The sequence below is a fragment of the Melioribacteraceae bacterium genome (genome assembly GCA_030584085.1).
Lineage (GTDB): Bacteria > Bacteroidota > Ignavibacteria > Ignavibacteriales > Melioribacteraceae > SURF-28.
Window position 1 is genome coordinate 1,248,159 of record CP129490.1, and the last position, 24,896, is coordinate 1,273,054.

The 24,896-nt window shown below is 35.0% G+C and carries 20 protein-coding genes; 4 read left to right on the forward strand and 16 right to left on the reverse strand.

All coding sequences use genetic code 11. From position 1 onward, the window contains the following. Positions 1-3: 3 nt before the first annotated feature. The 11 genes from QY331_05760 to QY331_05810 all read right to left on the reverse strand — a co-directional run bounded on the left by QY331_05760 (position 4) and on the right by QY331_05810 (position 9,326). On the reverse strand, positions 4-1,605 hold the full coding sequence (locus QY331_05760; GenBank protein WKZ70752.1) for an NADH-quinone oxidoreductase subunit M: 1,602 nt from the start codon (positions 1,603-1,605) through the stop codon (positions 4-6). A 33-nt stretch (positions 1,606-1,638) separates the two neighbouring features. Further along, positions 1,639-3,738: an NADH-quinone oxidoreductase subunit L gene (gene nuoL, locus QY331_05765; protein WKZ70753.1), complete on the reverse strand. Its 2,100-nt coding sequence runs from the start codon at positions 3,736-3,738 to the stop codon at positions 1,639-1,641. A 3-nt stretch (positions 3,739-3,741) separates the two neighbouring features. Then, complete coding sequence (gene nuoK / locus QY331_05770) at positions 3,742-4,053, reverse strand: NADH-quinone oxidoreductase subunit NuoK (GenBank protein ID WKZ70754.1); 312 nt, start codon at positions 4,051-4,053, stop codon at positions 3,742-3,744. A 14-nt stretch (positions 4,054-4,067) separates the two neighbouring features. After that, on the reverse strand, positions 4,068-4,565 hold the full coding sequence (locus QY331_05775; protein WKZ70755.1) for an NADH-quinone oxidoreductase subunit J: 498 nt from the start codon (positions 4,563-4,565) through the stop codon (positions 4,068-4,070). A gap of 5 nt (positions 4,566-4,570) precedes the next feature. Continuing rightward, positions 4,571-5,188, reverse strand: coding sequence for an NADH-quinone oxidoreductase subunit I (locus QY331_05780; protein WKZ70756.1), 618 nt, complete (start codon positions 5,186-5,188; stop codon positions 4,571-4,573). 1 nt (position 5,189) lies between these two features. Beyond that, a complete protein-coding gene (nuoH, locus tag QY331_05785) occupies positions 5,190-6,260 on the reverse strand; it encodes an NADH-quinone oxidoreductase subunit NuoH (protein WKZ70757.1) in 1,071 nt (356 codons plus the stop codon). Beyond that, positions 6,260-7,375 carry an NADH-quinone oxidoreductase subunit D gene (locus QY331_05790; protein WKZ70758.1) on the reverse strand — a complete coding sequence of 372 codons (1,116 nt, stop codon included), beginning with the start codon at positions 7,373-7,375 and terminating at the stop codon, positions 6,260-6,262. The genes nuoH and QY331_05790 overlap by 1 nt, the downstream gene beginning before the upstream one ends. 59 nt (positions 7,376-7,434) lie before the next feature. After that, entirely contained in the window at positions 7,435-7,788 is a 354-nt protein-coding gene (locus QY331_05795) for a four helix bundle protein (GenBank protein WKZ70759.1), read from the reverse strand. 73 nt (positions 7,789-7,861) lie between these two features. Beyond that, on the reverse strand, positions 7,862-8,392 hold the full coding sequence (locus QY331_05800) for an NADH-quinone oxidoreductase subunit C (protein ID WKZ70760.1): 531 nt from the start codon (positions 8,390-8,392) through the stop codon (positions 7,862-7,864). Then, positions 8,389-8,880 carry an NADH-quinone oxidoreductase subunit NuoB gene (nuoB, locus tag QY331_05805; protein ID WKZ70761.1) on the reverse strand — a complete coding sequence of 164 codons (492 nt, stop codon included), beginning with the start codon at positions 8,878-8,880 and terminating at the stop codon, positions 8,389-8,391. Before nuoB ends, QY331_05800 begins: the two co-directional genes overlap by 4 nt. Before the next feature lie 2 nt (positions 8,881-8,882). Then, the gene (locus QY331_05810; GenBank protein ID WKZ70762.1) at positions 8,883-9,326 is read right to left on the reverse strand and encodes an NADH-quinone oxidoreductase subunit A; all 444 of its coding nucleotides are present in this window, start codon (positions 9,324-9,326) and stop codon (positions 8,883-8,885) included. Positions 9,327-9,483: 157 nt separating this feature from the next. On the opposite strand from QY331_05810, the gene QY331_05815 reads away from it, so the two are divergent. Beyond that, positions 9,484-12,048, forward strand: a complete 2,565-nt coding sequence (locus QY331_05815) for a S9 family peptidase (GenBank protein WKZ70763.1) — start codon at positions 9,484-9,486, stop codon at positions 12,046-12,048. Between the two features lie 182 nt (positions 12,049-12,230). Continuing rightward, entirely contained in the window at positions 12,231-13,412 is a 1,182-nt protein-coding gene (locus tag QY331_05820) for an ATP-binding protein (GenBank protein WKZ70764.1), read from the forward strand. Positions 13,413-13,446: 34 nt separating this feature from the next. Here QY331_05820 and QY331_05825 read toward each other — a convergent pair whose 3' ends face one another. From QY331_05825 to tnpA, 5 genes are all read right to left on the reverse strand, one after another. Continuing rightward, on the reverse strand, positions 13,447-14,532 hold the full coding sequence (locus QY331_05825) for a prephenate dehydrogenase/arogenate dehydrogenase family protein (GenBank protein WKZ70765.1): 1,086 nt from the start codon (positions 14,530-14,532) through the stop codon (positions 13,447-13,449). A gap of 87 nt (positions 14,533-14,619) precedes the next feature. Then, positions 14,620-15,636, reverse strand: a complete 1,017-nt coding sequence (gene aroF, locus QY331_05830; protein ID WKZ70766.1) for a 3-deoxy-7-phosphoheptulonate synthase — start codon at positions 15,634-15,636, stop codon at positions 14,620-14,622. Positions 15,637-15,651: 15 nt separating this feature from the next. Further along, the gene (locus tag QY331_05835) at positions 15,652-16,284 is read right to left on the reverse strand and encodes a DUF1684 domain-containing protein (protein WKZ70767.1); all 633 of its coding nucleotides are present in this window, start codon (positions 16,282-16,284) and stop codon (positions 15,652-15,654) included. A gap of 3 nt (positions 16,285-16,287) precedes the next feature. Beyond that, a complete protein-coding gene (gene mutS, locus QY331_05840; protein WKZ70768.1) occupies positions 16,288-18,900 on the reverse strand; it encodes a DNA mismatch repair protein MutS in 2,613 nt (870 codons plus the stop codon). 225 nt (positions 18,901-19,125) lie between these two features. Then, the gene (gene tnpA, locus QY331_05845) at positions 19,126-19,563 is read right to left on the reverse strand and encodes an IS200/IS605 family transposase (GenBank protein WKZ70769.1); all 438 of its coding nucleotides are present in this window, start codon (positions 19,561-19,563) and stop codon (positions 19,126-19,128) included. Positions 19,564-19,875: 312 nt separating this feature from the next. On the opposite strand from tnpA, the gene QY331_05850 reads away from it, so the two are divergent. Both QY331_05850 and QY331_05855 read left to right on the forward strand, forming a co-directional pair. Further along, entirely contained in the window at positions 19,876-23,514 is a 3,639-nt protein-coding gene (locus QY331_05850; protein WKZ70770.1) for an alpha-amylase family glycosyl hydrolase, read from the forward strand. A gap of 208 nt (positions 23,515-23,722) precedes the next feature. Continuing rightward, positions 23,723-24,868, forward strand: coding sequence for a Re/Si-specific NAD(P)(+) transhydrogenase subunit alpha (locus QY331_05855; GenBank protein ID WKZ70771.1), 1,146 nt, complete (start codon positions 23,723-23,725; stop codon positions 24,866-24,868). The last annotated feature ends 28 nt before the right edge of the window (positions 24,869-24,896 follow it).

The window sequence follows — 24,896 nt, forward strand, 5'->3', positions numbered from 1 at the left end:
AAATTATAAACCACTATTTGAAATATTAGCTGCACCATTAATCATAAATTCAACGAGAGTATTCACAGATGTATTCATTATATCCAACATTGCCGAAGGATATATACCAAGGAATATTATGATTATAGTTAGAGGAATAAACATAATATATTCTCTAGAATCTAAGTCGGTTAACTGTGCCCATTTCTCATTTAATTTCCCGAAGAAAATTCTTTGGAATGTCCACAGCATATAACCCGCACCTAATAATATTCCGAGAGTAGAAATTATTGCTAATATTCTGATACTACTTTCTCCGAATGCTCCGACAAATACGAGTGCTTCAGAGATAAATCCGCTTAAACTTGGTAATCCGATTGCGGCAAAAAATGCAACAGTAACAAATCCTGTATAAACCGGCATTTGATTAGCTAGTCCGCCAAAATCATTTATTCCCCTTGTATGTGCTCTATCATAAACAACACCTACAATTAAGAATAGCATTGCTGTTATTGTTCCGTGATTGAACATTTGGAATATCGCACCATTAATTCCTGTCGTTGAAAGTGAAGCCATTCCGAGAAGAACATAACCCATGTGGGAGATAGAAGAATAAGCTATCAATTTCTTGAAGTCTTTTTGAGCTAAAGCAACTAGAGCACCGTAGATAATATTTACCATTCCGAACAGAGCAATGTACCACATCAGATCACGAGTAATATCCGGGAAGATTGGATAACTAATTCTTAGAATACCATAAGTACCCATCTTCAAGAGAACACCGGCAAGAATAACTGAGATTGGTGTCGGTGCTTCAACGTGTGCATCCGGTAACCATGTGTGAAACGGGAACATTGGAATCTTTATAGCGAAGCCGACAAATAATGCAATGTATGCTATTAATCTAAGATTATGCGGATTGAAAGGAGAAAGTATTCCATCTGCGTTATAATTTGCCTGATCCATCAAAGCAAGTATATTAAAAGTGAAAACTCTATCACCGCCGTTGATAACTTCGGTAGCCGAGAAGTAAAGTCCGATCATTACTAAAAGAATAAAAATAGATCCGAATAAAGTATAGATGAAAAACTTAATTGCAGCATATTCTTTTCTTGGTCCACCCCAAATACCGATCAAGAAATACATCGGTAATAACATTAATTCCCAAAATACGTAGAATAAGAATAAATCTAACGCAACGAAAACACCCATCATACCGGTATCTAAAAGCAAGAAGAGTGCAAAATAACCTTTTATTGATTTATTGATATTCCAAGAAGAAATGGTCGCAATAAAACTAACCAGAGCCGTTAAAAGTACCATCGGCATACTTAAGCCGTCAATACCTAGGAAGTAATCTACTTTAACAGTTCCTAACCAAGATAGTCCGGTAATTTCGATCCATCTAAATTTTTCGATGAACTGAAAACTCTCTTCTTGAAATACACCGGCTGCCGAATAATCATAATTACCTAAAAGTATTACTGCAAGTACAACTTGAAGCCCTGTTGCAGCTAAAGCTGTGTACTTTACCCAAAGAGTTTTTTCTTTTGGTAAAGCAAGGATTATGATCATCCCTATTACCGGTAAGAATGTTATCAACGATAAAATTGGGAATCCAATCATGATTTTATAAATACCTATTTTTATTAATTTCTTTTAGAACGGTCTAAATAACAATAATAGAATTAAGACCGCGAATACTACAAAAACTACATATGTCTGAACTTTTCCTGTTTGTAATCTGCGGAATGTTAATCCCACAAATCCGCTGAACAAAGCAGTAAAGTTAACAAATCCATCTACTACGAAAGTATCAAACCAACCACTGATACGTGATATAAATCTTGTTGCTGAAGCACTTGCATTTACTATTCCGTCGACTATATAATAGTCAAACCAGGATAATAATCCGGCGCCTTTTAACGTTCCTCCAATAAATGTAGCATGATAAAATTCATCAACGTACCATTTATTAAGCGAAAATTTATATAGTGAATTTAGTTTTGTCGCTAATTTATCCGTATCGACTTTTTTCCATTGATAGAAGGTAAATGCCATCAAAATACCTAATCCGGCTAAAACCAAAGAGAGAATCATTGCCGGATAGTGTGCGTGATGCATTGCTTCTGTATATTGAACCGAATGAGTAATCCCAGCTTCCTGTGCTAAACCGGCTTCATGTGAATTCATACCTGATTGCATAAAATCAAAACTTGCTGAAGCAGGAACGACAGTCTGTGGTGTTTGTACCCAGTCACTTAAAAACCAACCGGCATCGGAGGAAAGTGGATTAGGCGTATAAAAAATAAAAATAGAAAGTAAACTAAGTACTGCAAGCGGGGCTGTCATTACCCATTTACTTTCATGCACGTGATCATATTTTTCTTTATTCCTGGGTTCACCATGGAAGGTAATGATTACCAATCTAAACATGTAGAAAGCAGTCATTGCAGCGACTGTGAATCCAATTATTGGTAATAGCCAATGTCCTGTTAAATTACCGAATGCAAGTGTTCCTGCTAGAATTCCATCTTTACTTAAAAAACCTGAAAATAATGGAACACCGGAAATTGCAAGAGTGGAAATTAGAAAAGTATAATAAGTCAAAGGCATTTTCTTTCTTAAACCACCCATATGGCGAATATCTTGTTCATGATGCATAGCATGAATTACAGAACCGGAACCAAGGAATAAGCATGCTTTAAAGAATGCGTGAGTGACTAAATGAAAGAATGCGAACGCATAAGCGCCAACACCTATTGCAAGAACCATATAACCAAGCTGACTTACAGTAGAATAAGCTAAAACCTTTTTGATATCATTTTGTGTTAATGCGATTGTTGCTGCAACAAATGCAGTTACTCCACCGACGACAGCAATAACTAACATTGCATCTGCAGTAAGCATTACAAAAATCTTAACAATAAGATAAACACCGGCGGCAACCATTGTGGCAGCATGGATTAAAGCACTAACCGGAGTCGGGCCTTCCATAGCATCAGGCAACCAAACATGCAATGGAAATTGAGCTGATTTTCCTATGGCTCCCATAAAAATTAAAATGCCGGCCGCAGTTAAGATAGTAGTACTATCAAATGGAAGATTACCAAGTGAAATTTGTTCAAATATTTCGGAGAATTTGAATGTTTCGTAACTGGTGAATAAAATCAGAATTCCGATGAACATTCCAATATCACCAACACGGTTGACAAGGAAAGCTTTTTTACCAGCATCCGCTGCAGAATCTTTCTCAAACCAAAAACCAATTAATAAGTATGAAGAAAGTCCAACGAGTTCCCAAAATATATACATCATTAAAATGTTATCGGTGAGGACAATTCCCAACATCGAAAATGTAAAAATTCCTAAATAAGCGAAGTATCTTGTATATCTTATATCGCCATGCATGTATTCAATTGAGTATAGGTGTACTAAGGCGCTGATAAGATTTACAACAATTAACATCAGTGCTGTGATGTTTGTTATTTCTATACCGAGGTCGATTGAAAGGGGACCGATATTAGCAACTTCACCAAAATCAATCCATGTAAATGAAAAACCGATTGTCTCTCCGGAATAAGAAGATAACATTGAATATGCAACAGCAATTGAAAGAGCTAAGGTTGCAAATAAAATCCCGGTACCGAGTAAATATAATTTCGGAAACTTCTTGCCGAAAAAGATAAGTATGATAAAACTTATCAAAGGAAGTAATAAAATTGCGATCGAGCTATTTATAATTGAAATTTCCGACATACTTTATTCTTTTAGATTATTGATTTCGTCAACGTTTACGTTTGTAAATGTCTTATATAAATTGAGAACTATTGCCAATGCAATTGCGGCTTCCGCTGCGGCAAGGATAATTACGAATAGCGCCATTACTTGTCCGCCTAAACCAAAATTTCCGTACTTAGCAAATGCAACAAAATTAATATTTGCCGCATTTAGGATTAGCTCAATGCCCATTAAGACCATAACGGCATTTTTTCTAGTAACAACACCGTAAATTCCCAACGAGAATAAAATCGAACTAATGACAAGGAAATGATTTAATCCAACTTCTATCAATTAAAAACTCCTAGTTATTCTGTATCTCTTCTTGCAATTGATGCAGCACCTATAAGTGCAATTAACAATAAGATTGCAAGCAGTTCAAAAACTAATACGTAATCCACCAGTAAAATTCTTCCTAAGCCGTACATGGTTGATATGGGTAATTCAGCTGGCTCAGATTTCCAATTAGTTCTTAACATCATAGAAACGATGACTCCCATAAAAAGTCCGGTCCCGACTACAGCGGGAATTATATGAACAGTTCCGGTACGAATTTTTACATCGGTTATTCTATTTGTCAACATGACACCAAATAAAAGTAAGATCAAGATACCGCCGACATAAACCATAAGTTGAACGATTGCTAAGAAATCAGCACCAAGTAAGACATAAATTCCGGCGACTCCGAAAAATGTGAACAGTAAATAAAACGCAGCATGAACAATATTCTTGCTGGTTACAACCAAATATCCCGAACCAAGGGTTAGGATAGCAAAGAGATAAAATATTATATCGTAAATTGACATCTAATTTATTCTGAACCTTTTTCGTTTTCGTCTTTTTTACCTGATGATTCTTTCTTCGGAGAATCATCTTTCTTTTCCTTTGCTGCAGTTTCAGCTTTAGCTTTTACCGCTGCTGCTTTTGCAGCTTCTTTTTCTGCCATCATTTTTTCATAATTTGCTTTTTTCTCTTCGGCTTCGGCAGCTGTTAGAGTAGCAAAATTAAACACTAAACTTGATCGTTCAAATTCGGCAAATTCATAAACATCAGTCATGTAAATGCATTCAGTAGGACATGGAAAAACACAAAGTTGACAGTAGCAGCATTTAGCTATATCAATATCAAATTGAGTAACCCAAAGTGCTTTCTTTTTACCGTTGGATGTTTTACCGAGATCTTCTTCCGGAAGTGACTTTACAGTTTCGATTGTTATACAATCAACCGGACATGCACGAGCGCATTGATCGCATCCTATGCAATCATCCATATTAACATACAAACGATTTCTAACTCTTTCGGGAAGTGGAACTTTAACATCGGGATATTGAATTGTTACTGCAGGAGTGAACATATGCATGAATGTAATTTTCATTCCCACAAAAACTGTGTAAAGTCCTTCCCATGTATTTTTTAGGTATTGCTTCATATTAAATTAACGTGATGATTCCTACAATTATTAAATTAAGAATAGCATATGGTATTAAATATTTCCAGCAAAGTGCCATTAATTGATCTACTCTTAGTCGTGGCAAAGTCCATCTAAGCCACATCTGAACAAACACAAAGAAAATCCCTTTTGACGTAAACCAGAAAAGTTGTTCAATTGGAACTAACCATGTTAAGCCTAGTGTATTGCCTAAATAACCAAATGGTGATTGATAACCACCCAGAAAAATTGTTACAGCAATTGCGGAAACGGCAAACATATTTGCATATTCCGCTAAGAAAAACATTGCGAATTTCATGCCCGAATATTCTGTATGATAACCGGCAACTAACTCAGACTCGGCTTCGGGAATATCAAAAGGTGTTCTGTTAACTTCTGCGAGTGAACTTATATAGAAAATTATAAATGCTACTAACATGAACGGGATTAGTAAAAACTTTGTAACACTCCAACCTGCACCACCAAAGATCATCCAATTCCAGAAATATGCTGTTTGCATTTCGGTCATTTCATGTAAGCTCAATGTTCCGGTAATCATTACGATCGTTAATATCACTAGTGCGGTTGGGATTTCATAACTGATTATCTGAGCAGCTGATCTCATTGCGCCGAGTAATGAGTATTTATTATTGGATGACCAACCTGCCATCAATAATCCGGCTACAACAAGTGATGAAATTGCAACAATGAAGAATATTCCTACTTCTGCTCCGGTGCCAATATACATACCGGAAAAAGGAATTGCTGCAAAGGCAGCATAACTACCGGCAAATGTTAAATATGGTGCTAGATTAAAAAACTTTTTGTCAGTGTCCGAAGCCGTGATATCTTCTTTTTGAATGAGTTTTAAAATATCTGCAATAGTTTGTAATACACCATAGGGACCTGTTCTCATTGGTCCGAGACGGTCTTGCATAAATCCGGAGACTTTTCTTTCAAGATAAACTGCAAAAAGAGCAAAGGGGAGAATAAAAACGAACAGTGGTAATGCCCCGCCAATAATATAGGCAATAACATCATTGCCAAAGATATTTTTTAATAGTTCATACATTATCGATCGACCTCACCAAGAACTATATCAATGCTTCCAAGAACCGCAACCACATCCGAAACCAAATGACCTTTGCAGAGTTCTCCCATTAATTCTAAACTGACAAAAGAGGGTCCTCTGACTTTTACGCGGAAAGGATTTAATGAACCATCACTTATAATAAAATATCCTAATTCACCTCTGGGGTTTTCAACTCTTGTATAAATTGTTCCTTTTGGCGGTTTAATTCTTTTAGGAATTGCAGAAGTGACGTCTCCTTCGGGTAACTGGTCTAATGCTTGTTCAATTATTCTTATACTTTGTTCCATCTCAAGAACGCGGACATAATATCTGTCCCAGCAATCACCAACAGTGCCATGAGTACCTTTACCGACCGGAATATCAAAGTCGAATCTATCATATATTGAATATGGGTCTTCTCTTCTTAAATCGAATGCTAAACCACTGGCTCGTAAGTTTGGACCAGTCATTCCATAATTGATTGCCGTATCGAGTGGCAGAATTCCGACATTAGCAGTTCTTTCAATAAAAATTTTATTGTAACTAAGTAAGTTATTTAATTCTTTTATGTTCGGCTTAAAGTATTGTAGAAAGTCTCTAGTCAATCTCACAAAGTCGGGATGCAGGTCATGAGATAAGCCGCCGACCCAAATGTAATTGTAAAGTAAACGAGCTCCGCAAGTCATTTCAAACAAACTAAGTATTCTTTCTCTATCTCTAAAGGTATATAAGAACGGTGTGAATGCACCGATATCAAGACCGTAAGTACCAACCGCAACCAGGTGAGAAGCAATTCTTTGAAGTTCTCCCATTATCACTCTAATATACTCGACGCGTTCGGGGACTTCAATTCCTAATAATCTTTCAACTGCAACTGCATAACCAAAATTATTATACATCGATGAAAGATAATCCATTCTATCGGTATAGGGAACAACTTGAGGATATGTCATTGCTTCACAATGTTTTTCGAAGCATCTGTGCAAATACCCAACGTGAGGTTTGACATCGACGATAACTTCGCCATTAAGTATTAACTCGAGTCTCAACACACCGTGAGTAGAAGGGTGCTGAGGACCCATATTTAATATCATTTCTTCAGTTTTAAGAGGCATAAGTAACTAGATGTGAGTATTGAGATCTGAGTACTGAGATCGTATACTCACGAATTCCTTTATTTAGCTAAACTGTTTTTAAATCCATAAATCATTTTTTGTACTTCATCCAACTTTTTTATAATCTTATTAAAAACCAAATCATCGATATAATTTAATTCATGCGCTATTATAAGATGAGTTTCTAACTCAAATGATGAACCATTCGCAATATCTAAAAACCGTATTAAATCTTTATTCGAATTTCGTCCGCATCCTTCTGCAATATTTGAAGGGACGGACACTGAAGCTCTTCTAATTTGATCAGTAAGTCCGAAAATTTCTGTTTGAGGAAAATTCTCGGTGACTTTGTAAATATCAATAACGAGATTCTTGGAGTATTGCCATACTTTCAACTCTTTGAATTTATGCATTCTTGATATCTCTCATTTTGTAAATGAACAAGCTTCATTCTCACATCTCAAATCTCTGATCTCATATCTACTACTAATACGGAACCTTCATACCTTTATAAAACTCAGGATTTTTGTAATCTTTTCTAAGTGGATAACCTGCATCCCAATCATACGGCATAAGAATTCTTTGTAAATTCGGATGGTTGAGGAATATTATCCCAAACATATCATAAGCTTCGCGTTCATGCCAATCAGCGGTTTTCCAAACTCCTTCAACTGATTCAACTTCCGGACTTTCTCTTTCAGTTGATACTTTGAGGGTGATTTTATGCTTCAAAGAAGTTGAATGTAAATGATAGTAAACACTTAGTGTTCCGCCCTTAATTGATTCCGATTCATCTGCTTCTTTTATTTTTTCACCATTAGCATCATCAACGCCTGAGAGACACATTAAGCTATCAAATAATAGTTCTTCATTATCTCTCAAGAACACGCCAATTTTATCAATTTCTTTAGGTGGAACGGAAATTATGGGTTCGGTTGGAGTTTCTGAATCCATCTCTATTGGGAGATCAGGGAAGTTACTCTTTAGTAATTCTAAAATTTCGTCAGCTTTTTTCATGCAGATTTTTTGCTTAAAGATTCGGTCCTAATTTTTTCTTGTAATTTTAATAATCCTTCTAGTAAAGCTTCGGGACGAGGAGGACAACCGGGCACGTAAACATCTACCGGAATTACTCTATCAACTCCTTTTAACACATGATAGCCGTGCTCCCAATATGGTCCGCCGCAATTAGAACAGCTTCCCATAGAAATAATATATTTAGGATCAGGCATTTGTTCATACAAACGCTTGATTCTTAAAGCCATTTTTAAAGTTACTGTACCTGAAATAATAATGATATCACTTTGACGCGGGGAAGGGCGGGGAATTACACCAAATCTGTCAAAATCATAATGAGAAGCAGATGTTGCCATCATTTCAATTGCGCAGCAAGCTAAACCGAATCCAAGTTGCCACAAAGATGAAAGACGAGCCCAATTTAACAAGTCTTCTGCTTTAGTAATTACAATATTGCTATCTGAAAATTCTTGATCTAGTAAACCCATATTTAGCTTATTACTTTCTTTACTTGTTCTTCTGCTTGTTGTTTTTTGTTTGATAATATTTTGGAAAGTTCAGGAATGTTAGGTTTTGAGCGGTCCCAGTTCAAGTCACCTTTCCGCCACTCATAAGCCATTCCGAGGGTAAGGATTAATAAGAATATTATTCCAACCCAGAAACCAAAAAATCCAAATTCTTTATAGACTAATGCCCAGGGGAACAAAAGCACAACTTCAACATCGAATATCAAAAAGATTAATGCCACAACATAAAATCTAATATTGAATTTTACCCAAGGTGAACCTTCGATGTTTTCACCACATTCATAAATAAGAAGCTTTTCTTTTGTAGGTCGGGCAGGTCTAATCAATTTTGCGGCAAAAAGTGCAATTCCAACGAATCCAACCGCGAGCAAAATGAAGATGAATATTTTTCCGAATTCTGTGAGCATATATTAATAAATTTTGATGTTGAAAATAGTATAACCATGTTCTAATGTCAAGATATCTAAGATATTATAAATTAAGGCATTATGTCTTTTTATCGAATTTTTCTATAATACAAAAAATAATTAGTTTTGACTCAATTATAATCAATATGAGGTAGTAATGTTAGTGAGAAAAAATCGATTTATTATGTTCTTATTTCTAGTTTCAATTCTTTTTGCCGAAGATTCAAAATTTACCTTAAGTATTGACAGCTTTCTTACATTTGGACCTATTAAAGTTACGTTAACATCCGGTGAAGAAAAAGTTACAAGCGAAAAATTACTTTATCAGGAGATGGATGTTGCTAAATGGTGGCCTAAAGCAAATGAAAAATTATTCGTTTACGCAAACTCAACTTTAGAATGGAAAGTAAAAAGTGGTGAACAGCTAACTTTCGATAAATCAAATTCAGCTTCAATTTATTATTCGGGATTTTATGTTGAAACAGATCGTTTCGTAGAAACTGAATTGGAAGTCAACTCTTGTAATATGTTCTCAATTTATTTGGACGGAAATAAAATATCTGATAAAACTACATTCGATGAGAATAAAGATGGGAAATGTGAACCAGGTAAATCTAAGACAACACTTCAACTTGAAAATGGCAAGCATTTTATATTGATAAAAACTTTGTTCGACCCAACCATCAATTCCGATTGGTCAATAAATAGTAAGTTGATTTTTGACAAAAAGTACAAAGAAAATGTCAACATAACTTTAGACCCGATTCGTACAACTACAATTTCCGATTTACTTAATAATATAAATGTAACCGACATTTCCCTTTCACCTGATGGTAAATACGTTGCCCTAAAGGTTAGAGAGAGGAATAAACTAAAAGATGCGTATGAAAATTGGATCGAACTTAGAAATGTTGATAACGGAAGTTTGGTTTGGACTTTTAAAGGTAGTATAAGTATTCCTGAAGTTGATTGGGCTCCCGATTCAAAATCATTTGCCTACACTTCAACTAACGGCGATAAAAAAACTATTTGGAATATTAGCATCTCGAATGGAACAACTGAAGCATTAATACAAGATGTTAGTAATTTATCCGGATTTACTTGGTCGTCTAACGGAGATTATATTATTTATACTGTAAATGAATCTTCAAAACAATCCGATCCTAACTTCAAAAAATATGAATATCCCGAAGACAGGTGGAGCAGTTTTAGAGACAAGACATCGATCTATAGATTGTTCGTAAAAAGTAAAATGAGTGAACTTTTAATTCCGGCAGATATGAATCAGAGTTTTGTTGAGATTAGTCCTGACTCCAAGAAACTGCTTTTCTCCAAAACATATTATGGTGAATCTCAACGTCCATATAGCCGAACCGATTATCATATTTTGGATCTTGAAACAATGAAAGCCGATTCAATCTTGTCACTTTATTTTGCGTCATCTGTTGCGTGGTCACCTGACAGCAAGCAATTATTAATATTAGGTGGTTCTTCAACATTTGGTGAAGTCGGCAATTCTCTATCGAAAGAGATTATCCCGAATGATTATGATACTCAAGCATATATATATAATATTGAATCGAAAAAAGTAGACGCTATCACAAAAAATTTCAAACCTCAGATTAGTAGTGCCGAATGGGATGGCAAAAATAATGTAATTTATTTCGTCACAACGGATGAATCTTATGAACATCTATATAGATATGATATTACTTCAAGTAATTATGAAATGATTGATCTTAATGTTGAATCAATTGCCGAAATTGATTATTCGGAAAATTTTAAGACAGCGATTTTTAGAGCATCAAGTTCTGTGATTCCTGAAAAAGTCTATAAGATGGATCTCTTAACCGGGGAGATAAATTTATTTATGTTCCCTGAAGAAACGGAATATGTAAATATTAAACTCGGTGAAATCAAAGATTGGGATTTTACTGCTAGTTCAGGACAAAAAATCAAAGGAAGAGTTTATTTTCCGCCAAACTTTGATTCAAACAAAAAATATCCAATGATTGTTAACTACTATGGCGGAACAAGTCCGGTCGGAAGAGATTTTGGTGGTCGTTATCCCAAAAATATTTATACAGCCAATGGTTACATCGTTTACATTTTGCAGCCAAGCGGTGCAACCGGTTTTGGTGTAGAATTCTCTGCAAAACACGTCAATGATTGGGGAGCAATAACTGCACAAGAAGTTATTGAAGGAACTCAAAAGTTCTTAGCAGAACATAAATTTGTTGACCCCGATAGAGTCGGTTGTATTGGCGCTTCGTACGGCGGATTTCTTACCATGAATATTATTACCAAAACAGATATTTTTTCTGCCGCTATTTCCCATGCTGGGATTAGTAATCTGACTAGTTATTGGGGAGTTGGTCACTGGGGATATTTGTATAACGCAGTTGCCGGAGCCGAGAGTTTCCCATGGAATGCAAGAGGCGAATATGTTGATAAAAGTCCGTTGTTTAACGCGGATAAAATTACAACTCCGTTATTACTACTGCATGGAAACATTGATCCAAATGTGCCGCCGGGTGAAAGTATGCAGATGTATGTCGCATTAAAACTTTTAGGGAAAGATGTTGAACTAGTCGAAGTTGATAAACAAGAACATTGGATATTAGATTACGATAAACGAACAAAATGGACAAAAACAATTCTTGCGTACTTTGATAAGTACCTGAAAGATCAACCTGAATGGTGGCGTAATTTGTATAAATAAGATTAAGATTCCCGCGATTTCAAAAATTGCGGGAGTTTTTTTACTTTATGCCAAATCCTTATTGTTTATAGCTACACTCATTTTTAATGCAGATTCCTCAGTCCGACGGTCATAATTCTATTTGCTTTTATCAAATAAATTAATCATATTCTATTTGGTTATAACAAATAGAATGTAATGTGATGGAACACCTATATGAAGATCTTTATAACTACAATCCATGGTGGGAAGAGGAATTCAAGCCCGAGTTAATTGTTCGCGAGAAATTTCTGAAAATTCTTCGAAGCTCTGAAAGAAGAAAAGAAATTTTAATTATTACTGGTTTGAGACGCGTAGGAAAATCTTCTTTAATGAAATTGTTTATCAAAGAACTTGCTGAACGAGTTGAACCGAAAAAAATCTTGTACGTATCGTTAGATTCTATTGCTATAGAAAAAATTAGTGTGCAAGATCTTGTACGTGAGTTTAGAAAACTACATCAATTCAGACGGAATGAAAAAATCTATCTTTTTTTCGATGAGGCGGCTTACCGCGAAAATATTAACCAAGAATTGAAAACGCTTTACGACAATGAAAATGTAAAAATCTATGTCTCTTCATCATCGGCAACAATTTTACGAGATAAGAACTCACTACTAACCGGTAGATCGAAAATTGTTGAAGTACTGCCGCTAGATTTTTTTGAGTTTCTAAGTTTTAAAAACTTCGCAGTAAAAAAATCTGAAGATTACTTAACTGAAAAATACTTCGAAGAATTTATGATGAAAGGTGGTATACCAGAATATATATTATCAGATGATTTTGAATATCTCGATAATTTGGTTGATGCAATAATCTACAAAGACATTGCCTTCTATCACGGTGTGAAAGATATAACTTCACTTAAGGAATTCTTCAGACTATTGATGGAACGTGCGGGTAAGCAGGCCTCATTGACTAAGATTTCGAAAGTGATGGGAATCTCTAGTGAGACAGCAAAAAGATATTTCGAATATTTTCAGAATACTTATCTAATCTATGCTATAGAGCGGTGTGGAAAATTAAATGAACGACTCCGAGCTCCTAAAAAAGTATTTGCTGCGGATTTAGGTATTAAAAATATGGTTACTGGATTCAGAGATAAAGGCGCAGTGTTTGAAAACCTTGTTTACTTTTTAATCAAGGAACATTCTCCTTGCTATATTTATAAGGATGGGATTGAACTTGATTTTCATTTCAACAAAACTTTGATAGAGGTTAAATACAACAGAGAAATTGATAATAAACAAAGGATGTTATTTGATAAACTAAATATTGAGCGGAAGATTCTTGTCGCTAATGTAAAGGATTTTTTAAAACTTCAAAGTGAGATTGGTAAAAGGTAAGAAATTCTATACGGCTACGTAAAAGCCTCTATTTCTACTTTATCTCAAACCCTTCTTGTTTAATAATTTCTCCGGCTCTTTTTACATCTTCTATAGAATTAAAAGATAATCGAAAAGTACCACCGGTTCCTTCTCTTATTTTCAGAAGTTCGATATCTTTTATGTTAATGCTATTATTGAAAAGTGCTGTAGAAATTTTACTTATAACTCCGGGCTCATCTCTTACAAAAACAAATAAATCATGAAGCGGAGTTAAAAAACCTTTTGTGTTTTTCGGGATCTCATCTCGTTTTTTTCTTGATGCTTCGAATTTATCAGCGAGTAATGAATAATTATCTTTGATTACAAATTCCTCTAAGGTATTCAACTCATTTTTAAGAGATTCAATTGCATTTGTAATTTCTTTTTTATTGAATTGAATAATCTTTTCCCAAATTGAAAAATCACTTGCGGCAATCCTAGTCATATCCCGAAAACCACCGGCGGCAAAATTACTAAAGTTAATATCGTCTTCTTTTTTTGCCGAAGTATTAACTAAAGAAATTGATAATAACTGCGGCAAATGACTAACGTATGCAACAACTTTATCATGAAGAAACGGATCGAGAAGAGTAATACTTGCTCCAAGAGATTTAATTACTCTTGTAAATCTTGTGAATTGTGAATTTTCTATTTCCTTATTTGATAAAATGTAAACTGAATTTTCAAAAAGAAGTGGATCAGAATTTTCATAACCGCCTTTTTCTTTGCCGGTCATTGGATGTCCACCGATGTAGAGTCCTTTAGAATTGAGTTTACTCCATTCTTCTTGGAAAATCCCTTTTACACCTGAAACATCAGTGATAATTTGTCCGGTTATTAAAAGTGGTGCTAGTTGAATAAGATATTCTAAAGAGAGTTCAACCGGTAAGCACAAAAAAATTAAATCAGATTCAACTGAATCCTTTATTGAAGAATGCTGCTTGTCGATAACTTTTTCTTCTAATGCTGCATCAAGAACATCCTTCTTATCGAAAGCATATAGTTGCAATTGAAGGTTACTTTTCTTCAATGCTTTTGCTATCGATCCGCCGATAAGTCCCAAGCCTATAATAGATATTTTATTTATTGTCTTTTCCATCTAACAAAATGTCATTCTCGCATAATTTAACTGTGAATCTAGTGTGGAAAGAAAACTCCCACTTTCGCGGAAGTGACAGTTTAAAATTTAGTTAATATCCCTTCCGATTGCGTTTGCAATAGTTTTCAATTCATCAATTAATTTTAAGTATGTATCCGGTAATAGCGCTTGCGGTCCATCTGAAAAAGCATGTTCCGGATCATGATGAATTTCAATCATTAGTCCATCTGCCCCGGCAGCAACGGCGGCTCTAGCCATTGGCGGCACTTGATCACGATAACCTGTTGCATGGGAGGGATCGGCAATTACCGGTAAATGACTTTTTTTATGAACAACGGGGATTGCTGATAAATCAAATGTATTGCGTGTATAAGTTTCAAAAGTTCTGATCCCGCGCTCACATAGTATTACATTTGGATTTCCGTTTGCCAAAATGTATTCAGCGGACATTAACCATTCTTCTATTGTTGCCGATAAACCGCGTTTCAACATTATTGGAATTTTAGTTGCACCAAGTTCTCTTAATAACGGAAAGTTCTGCATGTTTCTTGCACCAATTTGATAGATGTCAGTGTATTTCCCGATAATATCAATTTGTGCAATTTCCATTACTTCGGTTATAACAAGAAGACCGAATTCGTCTGCAGCTTTACGAATAAGTTTTAACCCTTCTTCTCCCATTCCTTGAAAAGAGTATGGCGATGTTCTTGGTTTAAAGGCACCGCCGCGCAAAATTTTTGCACCTGATTTTGCTACTATTTCGGCAAGTTTAAACATCTGTTCTTCACTTTCGATTGAACAGGGTCCCGCCATTATCGCTAAATTGTTTCCGCCGATTTTGATACCCTTGATATCAATGACGGTATCAACTTCACGAAAATTTCTACTAGCTAACTTGAATGGAGCAGTAACACGATAAACATCCGCAACACCATCTAGTATTTTTATTTTACGTGTATCGAAATCTGGTTTTACACCGATCGCACCAATTATTGTGCTTTGAACACCGACTGACTTATGAATTTGAAATCCATACTCTTCTAAATGTGAAATTACATTCTGAATTTGTTCTTCGGTTGCATTAGGTTCTATTATTACTACCACTTTAATTCTCCAAAATTAATCATGAAATTTTTTCTCGCCCGCTTTAATAGCGAAGCCAATATGATCTTCCTTACGAGGTATTGCACATGAATACTCTTTACTATAAGCACAATACGGATTATACGCAGCATTAAAATCTATCGTATAAGTATTCTCCGGAGCGTTAACAATTCTCACATTTAAATAACGACCTACACCATATGTTTCGTCATTGGTAGTCTCATCGGTGAACCAAACACTATAATAAACACCGATCTCTTCTTCATAACCTTGATACACATTCAATTTATAAACTTCATTTTCTTGTTCAATATTGAAATAACCGTATCTAACAAATTCTCTTTCTTCACCTTTTGTTCCAAAGACAACGACTGTATCTTTAGTATCATATTGATAAAGTTTGCTATTATAAATATAGCGCATATCCGGTTCGAAATAATTTAAAGGATGAAATTCAACTTTACCTTTGTAATTAAAAGGTGAATTTGGATTTGTTTTCATATAGATATTGTGCTGCTCTCTAATATGAGCGATTTGTTCACTGTACTTTATTTCTTCCGGTGTCAGCACTCGTTTTTCTTCTTCCTTACAAGCAGAGATTATTAATAATACTGTTACAAGTAAAACAATTTTGCTTAAGATTTTCATACGTTATTTATTATCCTTAATTTTTTTCTGTAGTTCGTTTAATTTATTTAATGCGTCAAGGGGAGTAAGTCCTTCAAGCTGCATATTCGAAATTTCTTGCCGAAGTTTATCATCTTTTACTTCAAACATGCTTATTTGCATTTCGTCATGATTTTTAAATTTTGCAAGTTTTGCTTTCTTAATTTCATAAGGAGTTAATTCTTTGTCTTCCAAATTGAATAAAATTTCTTTTGCCCGTTTTGTAACAAATTCCGGAAGTCCCGCCATTTGCGCTACTTGTATTCCGTAGCTATGATCTGCTCCGCCTTGAGAAACTTTATGTAGGAAGATTACTTTATCGTCGTATTCTCTTACTTCAACTTTATAATTTTTTATTCGAGGGAAAATCGATGCCATTTCATTCAATTCATGGTAATGTGTAGCGAATAAAGTTTTTGCGGATACATTTGGATTTTCATGAATGTATTCAGTTATTGCCCATGCGATGGAAATTCCATCAAATGTGCTGGTCCCTCGTCCGATCTCATCTAATAAAATTAAACTTTTATCGGTTGCATGGTTAAGAATATTTGCTGCTTCTTGCATTTCTACAAGGAATGTACTTTCTCCGGCAGCTATATTATCACTAGCTCCTACACGTGTAAAAATTCTATCAACCAAACCAATTTTAGCTTCTTTTGCCGGAATGTACGAGCCAATCTGGGCTAACAATACTATTAATCCAACTTGACGAAGATATACCGATTTGCCCGCCATATTGGGCCCGGTTAAAATAATAATCTGGTTATCGCTATTACTCAAGCGACAATTATTTGGTGTGAATTTTTCACCCGGAGATAAAATTCTTTCAACAACCGGATGCCTACCGTTTTTAATATCTAATTCATCCGAATCATCAATAGTGGGTTTTACATAATTATACTGCTCTGCGCACTCGGCAAATGATAAATAGCAATCAAGCATTGCAATTAAATTTGCGTTTAATTGGATTCTCTCAGTCTCAAGTGCAACTTCTTTCCTGATCTGATCAAAAAGGGTTGATTCTAATTTTAATATATTTTCTTGCGCGTTAAGCACTTTATCTTCGTAATCCTTTAAGTCCGGAGTTATATAACGCTCACTGTTTACCAACGTTTGCTTTCTTATATAATTATCCGGAATCTTATCCTTGTGTGCGTTGCTTATCTCAATGTAATAACCAAATACTTTATTGAAACTAACTTTCAGAGAAGAAATACCGGTTCTTTCTCGTTCGGTTTTTTGAAGATTTGCAATCCAACTTTTTGCATTTGTCGAAAGATCACGAAGTTCATCAAGTTCAAGCGAAAAACCTTTACGAATAACACCACCGTCTACGATACTTAATGGTGGTTCGTCATTTATTGATGTTTCAATTTTTTCGATGAGGTTTTCTAAATCAATCAGCTTCTCATTTATCGCTTTAATCGTTTTTGAGCCGGCTTGATCTAAAAGCTGCTTTACTAATGGGATTTTTTTAAGAGAAAGTTTTACGTGTACGATTTCTCTTGGAGTTGCTCTACCGGTACAAATTCTTGAAATCAGTCTTTCCAAATCTCCGATTTCTTTGAATTCATTCTGTAGATTTTTTCTCAAAGTTTTATTTTCAAAAAATTCAGTGACGCATTCTTGTCTTTGCAATATTGGTTCAAGTTTTCTTAGTGGAGCGGAGATCCATTTCTTCAGCATTCTGCCGCCCATTGCCGTTTCGGTTTTATCAAGTATTGATATTAAAGAACCTTCTCTGGTTCCTTCCTGCATAGTGAAAGTTATTTCGAGATTTCGCTTTGTGGAATAATCCAATTGCATATAATCGGAAGGATTATAGAGAGCAATTTTATTGATATGAGTCAAATTTGCTCGTTGTGTATCGCGCAAATAATTAAGAATTCCGCCGGCGGCAATTAAACCGGCATCAAGATTTTCAATTCCGAATCCTTTTAACGTTTTCGTGTTGAATTGATCTCGTAAAATGTCATTTGCATAATCGTAATTAAAAATCCAATCGTCAATTTTGGTTACTCTGACCGAGTTAGTAGCTTTTTCTATAATCGGTTCGATAATTGTTTTTTGTTTCTTTGAAATCAAAATTTCTGCGGGACTTATTAAACCAAATTGATTAACAAGTTCTCGTTGATGAACTTCATAAGCAAAAAATTCTCCTGTGGAAATATCGCAGAATGAAAGTCCGACGATATCGCTTTTTAAGTATATGGCAAGCAGATAATTATTTTTTTTGTGATCGAGTAATTTATCCGAAAGAGCGACTCCGGGTGTAACGACTTCCACAACATCACGCCTAACTATTCCTTTAGCAAATTTCGGATCTTCAACTTGTTCACAAACCGCAACTCTGTAACCCGATCTGACAAGTTTTGGTAAGTAAGTATCAATTGCATGATGGGGAAAACCGGCAAGAGGAACTTCTCCGGCAGCACCGTTTGCTCTTTTGGTTAAAGTAATACCCAATACTTTTGAAGCTAGCTTTGCATCTTCTTCAAATGTTTCAAAAAAATCACCGACACGAAAAAGCAAAATTGTATCGGGATTCTTCTCCTTAATCTTGTAATATTGAGTCATTAATGGAGTTACGGACATAACGCTTCAAATAAATTCAAACCAAAAATATACCTTAATAGATAGGGAATTTCAATTTGTGTTTTGGAATAGAAAAACGGTTAAAACCGTTATGGCGGATTTAGGGTTATCTTGCCCCAATGGCTAAAGCCATTGGTTAATGGGAAGGTGGACTGAAGATTTTTTATTAACCCACGAATTAATTCGTGGGACAGGAGCAATTACCTCGATATTCCCAAAACCGATTCATCGGTTTACCACAACATTGTGTTTCTGCAGAAACTCCTCATACTCTTCTGCAAAACTCTTAACTCTGTGATGTTCTTCTTGATTCAAGATGTAATCAACCACTTTCTTAAGATTGGATTCCGAGACCGAGAAAGCCGCATATCCCTTAGCCCAAGCAAATTTGAAGTTGATTTGCTTATTTATCCAATTTGATGAAGCACCTTTTAGGAGATGCAACGTATCTGCAATTGTTTTATCGGTAGGCAGATCAATTAATGCGTGAACGTGGTCGGAGTTAACATAGTTTACCTTCATATAGATTTCTTTTTCTTTCGAATAGTTATGAAAGAAATTTGATAGATTTTTTCTTAATTCTTTACCGACGAGAGATTTTTCCCTTTTCTGTGTTCCCCAAATTAGATGCAACCAGACTTTTGTGTATGAGCGGACAGACATAAGTTCACCCTTTTTATTTTAATATAAGTAAAAACTAAAACGGTTGAAACCGTTAGATGAGTTTTGGTGGTTGGATTTATTACCACCAATGGCTAAAGCCATTGGTTAATGGTAAGTATGTGTTAATTATATCATTAACCCACGGATTTATCCGTGGGTTTTTGACAACCAACCAAACACCCATAACCGATTTATCGGTTTCTAATTAAAAGTAAGATCACGATTAAGAGTTATTAATTTGACTAATTCAATTAATTCTCTTATTTAACTATATTGAACTATCGAAACAAAAATTCTTAACCGGAGATTTTGATGCAGATATTAATCGAGAAATTAAGATTGATGAATTGTCATATTGTTAACAATGTTATCTACGAGTTTCACATTGCAAAAGAAATCCGAAAGAAATATGATATTGAAGATTCACTTTTTTCAACCAACGGCAATATCATAATTGCAAACTTTGCCGATGTTCGAAGCCTAGTTCAGAAGATTAATCTAAGAAGATTAGACAAAGATAAAATTACTCCCGGTTATATAAACGCAATGGGTTTACTTGATGAGATTTATCACTTTATCCTGAGAGAATATGAAGTAAATGTAAATCCCGGTGTATTTAAGAAAGCTTTAGTCGAATTGAACAAAAACTTAAGCGAAGAATCGTTCAATAAAATTTTATCCGAATTTGTCTCATTATTCCCACCGACGGATGTTTATAAAGGTAAATCAACAGTTCATGAATACCTGAATACATTTACTGAAGAGAGATCGAATGATGAGATTGCTTTAGAAGAAATGTTCATTCTTTATTTTGCTGATTATAACCCCGCAAACAAAAAGTTGAAAGAATTCTTCGATTCAAATTATTTCTCTAATAAAGATTTATTCGATAAATCAATTTTCGAATTAGATAAGTTTTTCAAAAATGAAAAACCTTTCGGTCCCGATAATCAAGATATCTTTACATTATTTAAAACGCCAATTGATAACAACCCGGATAATTTAGAAGCTCAACTTGATTTTGTTATACAAAAATGGGGAGTGATTCTTAAAGAGAAATTTTCCAATCGTGTTCTATCCAGCAAAGATTTAATGAAAGAAGATATCCGCTTTGAAAGTTTTGGAGGTGGTGGTGGAGCTCCAACCGTTGTTCCAAAATATAAAGGTGGAATGGATGATGCAGATTTTTTGATGATTGGGAAATCTAAATATCAGTATGCTAAGGATGTGGATAATTTTTATGAAGAGCCGGAAAATTTCACTAAGGATATCCCTTGGATGCCAAATGTAATTTTGATGGCAAAGAATGCATTTGTCTGGCTCGACCAGCTTTCTAAAAAATATAAGAAAGAAATTAAACGTTTGGATCAAGTACCGGATGAAGAACTTGATCAACTAGCACGCTGGAATTTTAATGGTCTTTGGCTTATCGGAATTTGGGAAAGAAGTCCCGCTTCTAAAAAGATAAAACACATAATGGGGAATATTGATGCCGTCGCCTCGGCATATTCATTATATGATTATCATATAGCTTATGACCTTGGTGGTGATGACGCCTACAATAATTTAAATGAAAGAGCAAAAGCAAGAGGACTTAGATTAGCAAGCGATATGGTCCCGAATCATACCGGAATTGTAAGTGATTGGGTAAAACACAGACCTGATTATTTTATTCAAGCCGATAATCCTCCGTTCCCCAATTACACTTTTAACGGACCGAATCTTTCCGAAGATCCGGATTACCAAGTAAGAATTGAAGATGGTTACTATGAACGTCGCGATGCGTCTGTAGTGTTTCAAAGGATCGATAACCGTAATGGTAGAGTTTCTTATCTATATCATGGTAACGACGGTACAAGTATGCCTTGGAACGATACCGCACAATTGAACATGATGAAACCGGAAGTGCGCGAAGCAGTCATACAAAAAATATTTGACGTAGCAAGAAAGTTTTCAATCATTCGTTTTGATGCTGCGATGACGCTAACAAAAAAACATTATCAGCGTTTATGGTTTCCTCAACCAGGTACAGGCGGTGACATCCCTTCACGTTCAGATCACTCGATGACACGTTCGGAATTCGATAAACAATTCCCCGAAGAATTTTGGCGTGAGGTTGTTGACCGTTTCAATAAAGAGATGCCGGAAACGCTTCTTCTTGCGGAAGCATTTTGGTTGATGGAAGGATATTTCGTTCGTTCACTCGGAATGCATCGAGTTTATAACTCTGCTTTCATGCATATGATGATGAAAGAAGAGAATGATAAGTATCGTGATTTAATTACGAATACTCTCGAGTTTGAGCCGGAGATACTTAAGCGATACGTGAACTTTATGAGTAACCCGGATGAGGAAACTGCGATCAAACAATTTGGAAGTGATGATAAATATTTTGGCGTTCTTACTTTAATGATCACTTTGCCTGGACTTCCGATGTTCGGTCACGGACAAGTTGAAGGTTACACGGAAAAATACGGTATGGAATATAAGCGAGCTTATTATAATGAAACTCCAAATCAATGGTTGGTTGATAGACATGAAAGAGAAATTTTTTCATTAATGAGGAAAAGATATGTTTTTAGTGAAGTAGAAAATTTCTGGATTTTTGATTTACATAAACCTCACGGTGGAATTAACGAAAACGTATTTGCATATGTAAATTCTGCTAATGATGAGAAAGCGTTAGTGTTGTTTAATAATAAATTTGAAAATGCTGTCGGGGTAATTTATGACTCTGCTCCAAAACTTGTGAGTAAGGGTGGAAACAAAAATCCGGAGACCAGAAAAATTTATGAGGTACTTGCCATTAAGGCTGAACAGAATTACTTCTATATTTACAAGGATTGCATTGCTAATCTCGAGTATATAATATCGGGACATGAAATTGTATATAACGGATGGCGAGTTGAGCTTGGTGCATTCAAGTATAAAGTATTCATGAATTTTGTAGAGGTATATGACACAGCAGGTGAATACCGAAAACTTTATGAAGTAATAGGGAACAAAGGAGTTCCTAATATAAATAGAAAATTAAACGAGCTTAGATTCGAGCCGATTCATTCTGCGATGAGAAATATTTTTACGTCGGAGATAATTAAAGATTTTGTTGATGTAAATATTCTTTTTGAATCCGGGGAAAAAATAAAAGTTACTTCTGAGTTTGAAAAACTGATCAATGAGATTAGACAATTTTACAATATTGATAGGGATGAAAAATCAATCACAAAATTTGAAAAATCAATAATAAATGTAAAAACAATTAATCAATTATTAGCAGAATTTTTATCCGTAAAAGAGAGCATCAAATACAAAGGTTTCAAAGAAGTATTCCGGCTATCTGATTCGTCAAATTATAACGAAACTTCAGTTATCTATTTGCTATATGCGGTAATAATTTCTGTTAAGGAATTTTTTAGTGAAACCGGTGAAGTTAATAAAGATAATTTTGAGCATGCGCTCTTACTTGATATTCCTCTGCATGATATTCTTCAACATTTAGGAAGGGGAGAACATGAGATATTTTCCGAGATGACATTATTAAATATTCTAACAGACCATTGCTGCAATGTATTCCAATCAGATGAGGCGCCGCAAGAATTTGAAATCACAAAAGAGAATACAGAGCTTAAAGAATTCCTAAAGAAACATAAAGCGAAAGAGTTTACTAAATTTTTGAATGATGATTATGTTAAAACTTATCTGGGAGTTAATTTTCATGAAGGTATTTGGTACTACAGCAAGGAAAATTTTGAAGAATTAATCGATTGGTGTTCCTCAATTGAATTAATATCTTTTAATAAATCAAAGCTCTCATCTGATGAGATTTTGATTAGAACAAGAAATATTTTTTACATGAACCAATATTTAAAGGAAATTTCCATAAAATCAGGCTACAAATTAGAAGAATTTGAGCAGATGATTAATGTAGAAACTCGCGATGTAAAAAATTGATACTGAAGGCATAAAGAAAGAATAGAAATATCTTCTTTATCTTGAAATTCTTTTAATTCTTATCTATTTCCAAAGTTTTAATAGGCTTATTGAATTCAGCAATTAAAATAATGATCGATAAAACCACATAATCTTATTTTAATTTGACAAAAAGGTGCGATTATTCGTAAATTTATAAAATAAATCAAAATACAAAAGGAGAGGTGTTGTGGTTATAGCAGTTCCTAAAGAAATCCTCCCCGGTGAAAATCGTGTCGGGATTACACCCGATGTCGCTTCAAAACTGATCAAAAAAAAATTTCAAGTTCATGTTCAAAAAGGTGCCGGATTAAATGCCGGTTATACTGATGATCAGTATGAAAAAGCCGGGGCTAAATTGTATGATAAGTTAACCGAGTTGTATGCTTCTGCGGATATCATAGCAAAGGTTCAGAGACCAATGGATCATCCCGAAGAAGGAAAACATGAACTCGACTTAATGAAAGAAGGAACAATATTAATAACATTCCTTTATTCATTGAACTACCCGGAATTAGCAAAGAAATGTGCGGAGAAAAAAATTAATACTATCTCAATGGATGCTATTCCGCGAACAACACTTGCGCAAAAAATGGACGCGTTAAGTTCACAAGCGAACATAGCCGGATACAAAGCCGTTATTATGTGCGCAAATTCACTCGGTAAAATTTTCCCATTGATGATGACAGCCGCTGGTACTATCTCCCCGGCAAAAGTAGTTATCATGGGTGCTGGTGTCGCCGGACTTCAAGCACTCGGAACGGCAAAACGTCTCGGTGCTGTTGTCGAAGTATCTGATATACGTGCAGCAGTTAAAGAAGAAGTTCAATCACTTGGCGGTAAATTTATAGAAGTTGAAGGCGCAGAGGATATGCAGGATGCCGGTGGTTATGCTAAAGAAGCTTCTGCTGAATTTCTTCAAAAACAAAAAGACCTGATCTTTAAGCATGTTAATAATGCTGACATAGTTATTACAACTGCACTGGTTCCCGGCAAAAAAGCTCCTGTGCTTGTTACCGAAGACATGGTTAAAAATATGCGACCCGGTTCAGTGGTTCTTGATATGGCTGTTGAATTTGGTGGTAATTGTGAGGTAAGTGAAAAAGGTAAAACAGTTAAAAAGCATGGTGTAATAATTATTGGTGAACCTAACTTACCAAGCTTAGTTCCTACACATTCGAGTGATGTTTATGCAAAAAATATACAAGCATTGCTGGAACACATCAGCAAAGAAGGTAATGTTGAGCTTAACTTCGAAGACGAAATTGTTCAAGGTTCGGTTATATCATATAATGGTGAAGTTGTTCAAGAAAGAACGAAAGCGCTTTTACAGTAATTGATTGATAAAAAATTGAATTAAATAG